The organism is Longimicrobium sp., from assembly GCF_036280135.1.
Lineage (GTDB): Bacteria > Gemmatimonadota > Gemmatimonadetes > Longimicrobiales > Longimicrobiaceae > Longimicrobium.
Genome location: NZ_DASURI010000201.1, coordinates 1 through 5,760, shown reverse-complemented (window position 1 = coordinate 5,760; position 5,760 = coordinate 1). Strand labels below are relative to the sequence as shown.

The following is a 5,760-nucleotide window of genomic DNA, read 5'->3' as shown; positions in this document are numbered from 1 at the left end:
CTCCCCCGCGAAGCGGGGGCAGGGGGCCGGGGGGAGGGGGCCCTCGCCCGTGAGACACACTCCGCCAATGTGCACGATCCTCTGTCCACCATCAGCCGACCCAACGCAACCAGCCCCCGCCCGGCACGAAGCCGAAGCGGGGGCCGACCCACACGCCAGGAGCGTGAGGGATGCTCCCGGCTTCCATCCGTCAGGTCAGAAGCCCCACTCGTACGACGGGGGACCGAACGCCTCGCGGCCCACCAGCGCCCGCGTGTAGAAGCTCGTTCCACCGCACTGCCGCGAGTAGTAGAGCTCGTAGTCGTACGTGGAGCACGACTCCGCGAGCGGACGCGAGACCACCACCTCGCGCAGCGCCAGCACGGGGCTCGCCGTCCAGGTGCTGTCGCCGCTGGCGTACGTCACGCCGAACGCGTACGTGCTGCCATGCGGCGCGATGGTGGCCTGGCCGCTGCCGCTGCTGGTGTTGGAGTGGTACACGTTCTCCGTCGCCGTGGCCGGGTCCCACGTGCGCCGGTAGCTCGTCGAGTGGTAGGTGACGCTCCCCGCGTAACGGTCGTAGCGGAACGACGTGTAGGTGCCCCACCACGGGTCGCTGCTCACGCACGAGGAAAAGAAGATCTGCCCCGTGTAGTCGTAGTCCGAGATGCACGACGAGCCCGGCTGGTTGTAGCCGTCCGTCTCCGACGAATAGGTCTCGTCGTGCAGCGCCCGCCCGCCCGTGGCCTGCGACACGTGGATGGTGTACGGGCGCGGCACGGCGCGCTCCATGAAGCCGTACAGCTGCCCGTGCTGGTTGCGGCGCGTCTGGACGATGGAGTCGCGCGTGGTCTGCGCAAGGCCCGTCGTCTTGTTCAGGTAGTCCGACGACGACAGGGTGAGCTGCCACGTGGAGTCGGACTGCACCAGGGCATCATACCAGAAGTCGCCCCCCGCCTGCACGGTGATGAAGACGGTGCGGCTGTTGTTGGCGGGGTCGTAGTCGCCCGGGTTGACGTTCTCCAGGCGCACCTCCACCCGGCGGCTTCCGCCCCCGTCAAACACGTGCGTGAACGCGCAGGTGACGGCGTCGCCCGCGTCCACCCAGGCGCCGTTCACGCGGTCCCGGGCCACCTGGTCCACGTACAGCACGCAGTCGGTGCGGGCGCCCACGTCGCCGTTCTCCTCCGACACCACGGCCAGCAGGCTCACGGGGTCGCCCGTGCGCACGTTGGAGGGCGCCTGCAGCGCCACCGACAGGTCCGGGCGCAGCTTTACCCGCTCCGTCACCGTCACGATGTCGGTGCGGCTGGGGTCGATCCCCGTGACGTTCGTCTGCACCTCCAGCGCGGTGCCGCGCGCCAGCCCGCCGAGCGCGCGGGTGTACGTGGCGCCGGCGTTCAATTCCGTGAAGCTCTGGGTAAAGATCTCGCCGCCCTGCGCCGATGTCGCCTTCACCTTGACCTTGGTGATGTTGGGCGCGGCCGTGCGCGTGCTGTCCGCCGGGGCGGCGGTCACGGTGAGCTGGGCGACGCCGTCCTTGCCCAGCAGCGCCAGGGCCGTCGCCTGCGCCGAGCCGGCCCGGCCGCTGCCGGGCCTGCGCGAGCTGTCGCGGTACTTGACCGCGTTGGACACCAACGCCACGCCCGAGGGGGCGGACACGTTCGCCGAGGGGCCGCCGGATGCGTCGGCGTGGGCCGCGGAGGTCGGGTCGTCGGCGCAGGCGGCCAGCGCCAGGGCGAGCGCGGCGGCACCGGCGGTGAGCCGGGTGGGTCGGATGGTCATGGGGGATCCTTCGATGAGAGGGGGCGTGTCCCGGCCGGGGAATCGGCGCGGGGAACGGGCGCTCCCGCAATCGGCAGTCCCCCTGCGCCACGCTGGACAAGTGACTGCGCCGCATCGTGATGCGTGGATTGTCGCCCGGCCGCGCCTGTCCCGTCACCGGGCAGGGTGTGCCACCCCGCTACAGCGCGTACGCAGAAACGGACGTTCTTCGACAGAATAAATCATCCGGTGATTCGTGGTTGCGCGCGGATGAGAGATGCACACCGTCTCCATCTTCCGACTTTTGCCAATCTTGATCCCGCATCGTCGCTTTGGGAGCGGTTGCGCGGGGATGAGCTCGCGGGCGGTTTCCGGCGAGGCCCCCTTGCCCGGGTTCCTCCACCTATTTCCGATTCGGCCCGGCGTCCGTAGCATTCCGGTCATGAACGAGCTCACCATTCTCGTGATCGACGACGAGCCGCAGATCCGGCGCGTGGTGCGCAACGCGCTCGCGGGCGACGGCGTGCGGGTGCTGGAGGCCGGCACGGGACGCGAGGGAATCGACCTGGCCGCGGCGGAGCGCCCGGACCTCGTCGTCGTGGACCTGGGGCTGCCGGACGTGGCCGGCGCCAGCGTGGTCCGCGAGATCCGCAAGTGGAGCAGCGCCCCCATCGTCGTCCTCTCCGCGCGGCACGCGGAGAGCGAGAAGGTGGCGCTGCTGGACAGCGGCGCGGACGACTACGTCACCAAGCCGTTCAGCGCGGCGGAGCTGCAGGCCCGCGTGCGCGCCCAACTGCGCCGCGCCCGCACGGCCCCCGCTGCGGCGGAGGGCGCGCCGCTGGAGGTGGACGGTCTGCGCGTGGACACGGCGCGTCGCGCGGTGGCCCGCGACGGGGCGGAGATCCACCTGACGCCCACGGAGTGGGACCTGCTGCGCGCGTTCGTGGCGCAGGCGGGCCGCACCCTCACGCACGATCAGATCTTTCGCGCCGTGTGGGGCCGCTCGCCGGGCGATCCGCAGGCGTACCTGCGCGTGCACGTGGCCAACCTGCGCCGCAAGATCGAGCGCGACCCCGTCCGCCCGTCGCTGATCCTGACGGAGCCCGGCGTAGGCTACCGCTTCCGCGCCCTGGACTGAGAACGATGCCGACGCCGCAGAGGATGCCTGCCCAGCGCAATCCCGCTATTCCCTATTCCCTATTCCCTATTCCCTCGCTGTTCCCTATTCCCTCGCCCCTCTCCTGGCTCGCCTGGATCACCGCCACGGCCGCGCTCACGGCCGCGATGTGGTCCGTCCGCGTGCACCTGGACGAGGCGCACGTGGCGCTCACGTACCTGCTGCTCGTCCTCGTCGGCAGCGTGCGGGGATCGCGGGCGCGGGGGGTGGCGCTGGCGTTTCTCTCCTTTCTCTGCTTCAACTTCTTCTTCCTTCCGCCGCACTACACGCTGCTCGTCCGCGACGCGCGCGACTGGATGGTGCTCTTCACCTTCCTGGCCGTGGCGGGCGTGGCGACGCACCTCATCCACCGCGCCCGCACGGAGGCCGAAGAGGCACGGCGGCGCGCGGCGGAGGTGAACCGGCTGGCGTCCCTGGGCGCGGAGACGCTGAGTGTGGGCCGCGCGGAAGAGGCGCTGCACGCCGTGGAGCACGTCCTTCGCGCCACCCTGCGCCTGGACGCGTGCCGCATCTACCTGCCGGATGCGGAACCGGACGCGGAGGCGGTCGTCATCGCGGCGGAGCAGGGGGTGGGCGTGGTGGAGCGGGTGGATGGCACGCGGCGCCTGCTGCCGGACGCGGAGCCGCGCATTCCCCACGTGCCGGAGATCGCCGCGCTGTCGCTGCCCCTGCGCGTTCGCGAGCGCACCGTGGGCGTCCTTCGCATTGCCCGGGCGGACGGGCTGGAGCTGGACGCGGGCGAGCAGCGCTTCTTCACGGCCTTGTCGTACTACGCCGCGCTGGGCGCCGAGCGCGTGCGCCTGGCCGCCGAGGCCGAGCGCGCCGAGGCCCTGCGCGAGGCGGACCGGCTCAAGGACGCCGTCATCGCGTCCGTGTCGCACGACCTGCGCACGCCGCTCACGACCATCAAGGCGCTGGCGCACGACATCGCCGCGGAAGGCGACGGCCGCGCGGCCGACATCGAGGACGAGGCGGACCGGCTGAACCGCTTCGTGGCCGATCTGCTCGACCTGTCGCGGCTGAACGCGGACGCCGTGGAGCTGCGCCCGGAGGTGACGCCAGCGGAGGACTTGATCGGCGCGGCGCTGCAGCGCGCGTCGGGCACGCTGCAGGGGCGCGACGTCCGCGTGTCGGTGGACGGGGGCTCGGCTGATGGGGGTGATACCATGCCGCTGGGGCGGTTCGACTTCGTCCACTCGCTGCGCGTGCTGGTGAACCTGCTGGAGAACGCGCACAAGTACTCGCCCCCGGGGACGCCCATCGAGCTGTCCGCGTCGCGGGATGGGGATCGGCTCGTGTTCCGCGTGGCGGACCGCGGACCGGGCATCCCGCCGGCGGAGGCGGAGCACGCGTTCGCGCCGTTCTACCGCGCCCGCGGCGCCCAGCCGGACGTGGGCGGGGCGGGGCTGGGCCTCTCCATCGCCCGGCGCCTGGCCGAGGCGCAGGGCGGCTCGCTGCACTACGCGCCGCGCCCGGACGGCGGCAGCGTCTTCACCTTTTCCCTCCCCGCCGCCGACCTCCCCGGCGAGCCAGTGGAGCCCGGCGTTTCTCAAGAGGGCACGAACGCGTGATCCTGGACCAGCGAGCACTCCGGGGAATGAGCCGGCACGCGCACCCCGTGCGCCGCCCCCGGTGTTGAGCACCCTGCCCGGCCAGGGCATCAGTTCCCGCGGCGAGCACCCCCCGCCGTATGAATCGTGGTCGCTTCGATGTGAGGTCCCTCCCTCGAGCGGTGACGGGTGGAGCAGTCCCCCCGTTCGGGGCACACCCACGGGGGTGCGACGTACGTCCACCTCGTCTGGGGACGAGCCGTGTGCCGTTGGGCCCTGTGTTGCTCCGCCGTCGCAAGGTAGCGCTGGATCGCTGAGCCGTTGATGAACGCCACGTACTGGCCCAGGGCGAAGATCGCCCGCGCGTCCGCAGCCGGAACCTGGTCCCGCAGAGTGGAGGTTTGAGCAAATGCACGAAGCGCGAAGTACAACTCTCCACGTACGGCATAATAGAGTACGCCGCCGTCGTCGGGTGAGTTCACCATGAATGACTCGACAACACGTCCATGACGAATGAGACTTTGCCGACGGAGCCGTCCGTATGCGATTTCCGCCCGCTGCCGTTTTTCACGATCCGGGATCCGTTGAATGATCCGCGCCAGGGTCGTGCTGTCGAGGTCGGTCATGCCAAGTACACCTTCTCGGCCGACGGGCTCGAAGCTCCAGTTGAAGTCACCTCGGATGAACACGGCGGGCGTAAGGCCAAAGAGGCGGGGACTCAGGAAGAGCGTGACCGGTCGGCGCCCCAGCGGGGAACCCCCACGATTGGACAGCAGCCCTCCCGCGTTTGTCCGCGACAGGGCGTCCACCGCCATCCCCAGCTCTTCCATGGGGCTCGCCGGCTGCCCGCCCGCCGCGACCGCGGAGCCGTCCGAAGCGAGCACCAGGTCCACGTCCCAGCCCACCAGCCCCCACTGGAGGGACCCCTGCCCACCGACCGCGTGCTTCATCGCGGTCTCGCTGAGAATCCGCACGAGCTCGGGGTCAAGGTCCTTGCCCTCCCAGACGAGCGAGTCGTTGCGCATCGACACGAGGTTCCTTTGCACGTGCTTCTCAATGCGGCCCAGGTAGACCGCGTTGTACAGCATCGAGAGCCCGGTATTGTCAATGATCCCCCCGTCGGCGAAGTACCGCGGCCCCCATCTGCCAGTTTCGATGCGAATGGCGCGCAGCGCGCCCGGGAATGCGCCTGACGCGGCCACCCATCGTGGCAGCGTTTGCTCGCCAGGGGAGTGCAAAGGCGCAGGCGTCCACCGCAGCTCGTCGTCGAACTCCGGCTCATCCAGTGCT

At 70.7% G+C, this 5,760-nt stretch carries 4 protein-coding genes; 2 read left to right on the top strand and 2 right to left on the bottom strand.

Features of this window, described 5'->3' with window-relative positions:
* Nucleotides 1-195 precede the first annotated feature (195 nt).
* The gene (locus VFZ20_RS05920; RefSeq protein WP_329682916.1) at nt 196-1,764 is read right to left on the bottom strand and encodes a hypothetical protein; all 1,569 of its coding nucleotides are present in this window, start codon (nt 1,762-1,764) and stop codon (nt 196-198) included.
* Between the two features lie 421 nt (nt 1,765-2,185).
* On the opposite strand from VFZ20_RS05920, the gene VFZ20_RS05915 reads away from it, so the two are divergent.
* Both VFZ20_RS05915 and VFZ20_RS05910 read left to right on the top strand, forming a co-directional pair.
* Nucleotides 2,186-2,881 (top strand): response regulator, encoded by a 696-nt coding sequence (locus tag VFZ20_RS05915; RefSeq protein WP_329682915.1) that lies wholly within the window; start codon nt 2,186-2,188, stop codon nt 2,879-2,881.
* Between the two features lie 5 nt (nt 2,882-2,886).
* Entirely contained in the window at nt 2,887-4,491 is a 1,605-nt protein-coding gene (locus VFZ20_RS05910; protein WP_329682914.1) for an ATP-binding protein, read from the top strand.
* Nucleotides 4,492-4,580: 89 nt separating this feature from the next.
* Here VFZ20_RS05910 and VFZ20_RS05905 read toward each other — a convergent pair.
* On the bottom strand, nt 4,581-5,760 hold a 1,180-nt coding region (locus VFZ20_RS05905), incomplete at its 5' end, for a hypothetical protein (RefSeq protein ID WP_329682913.1).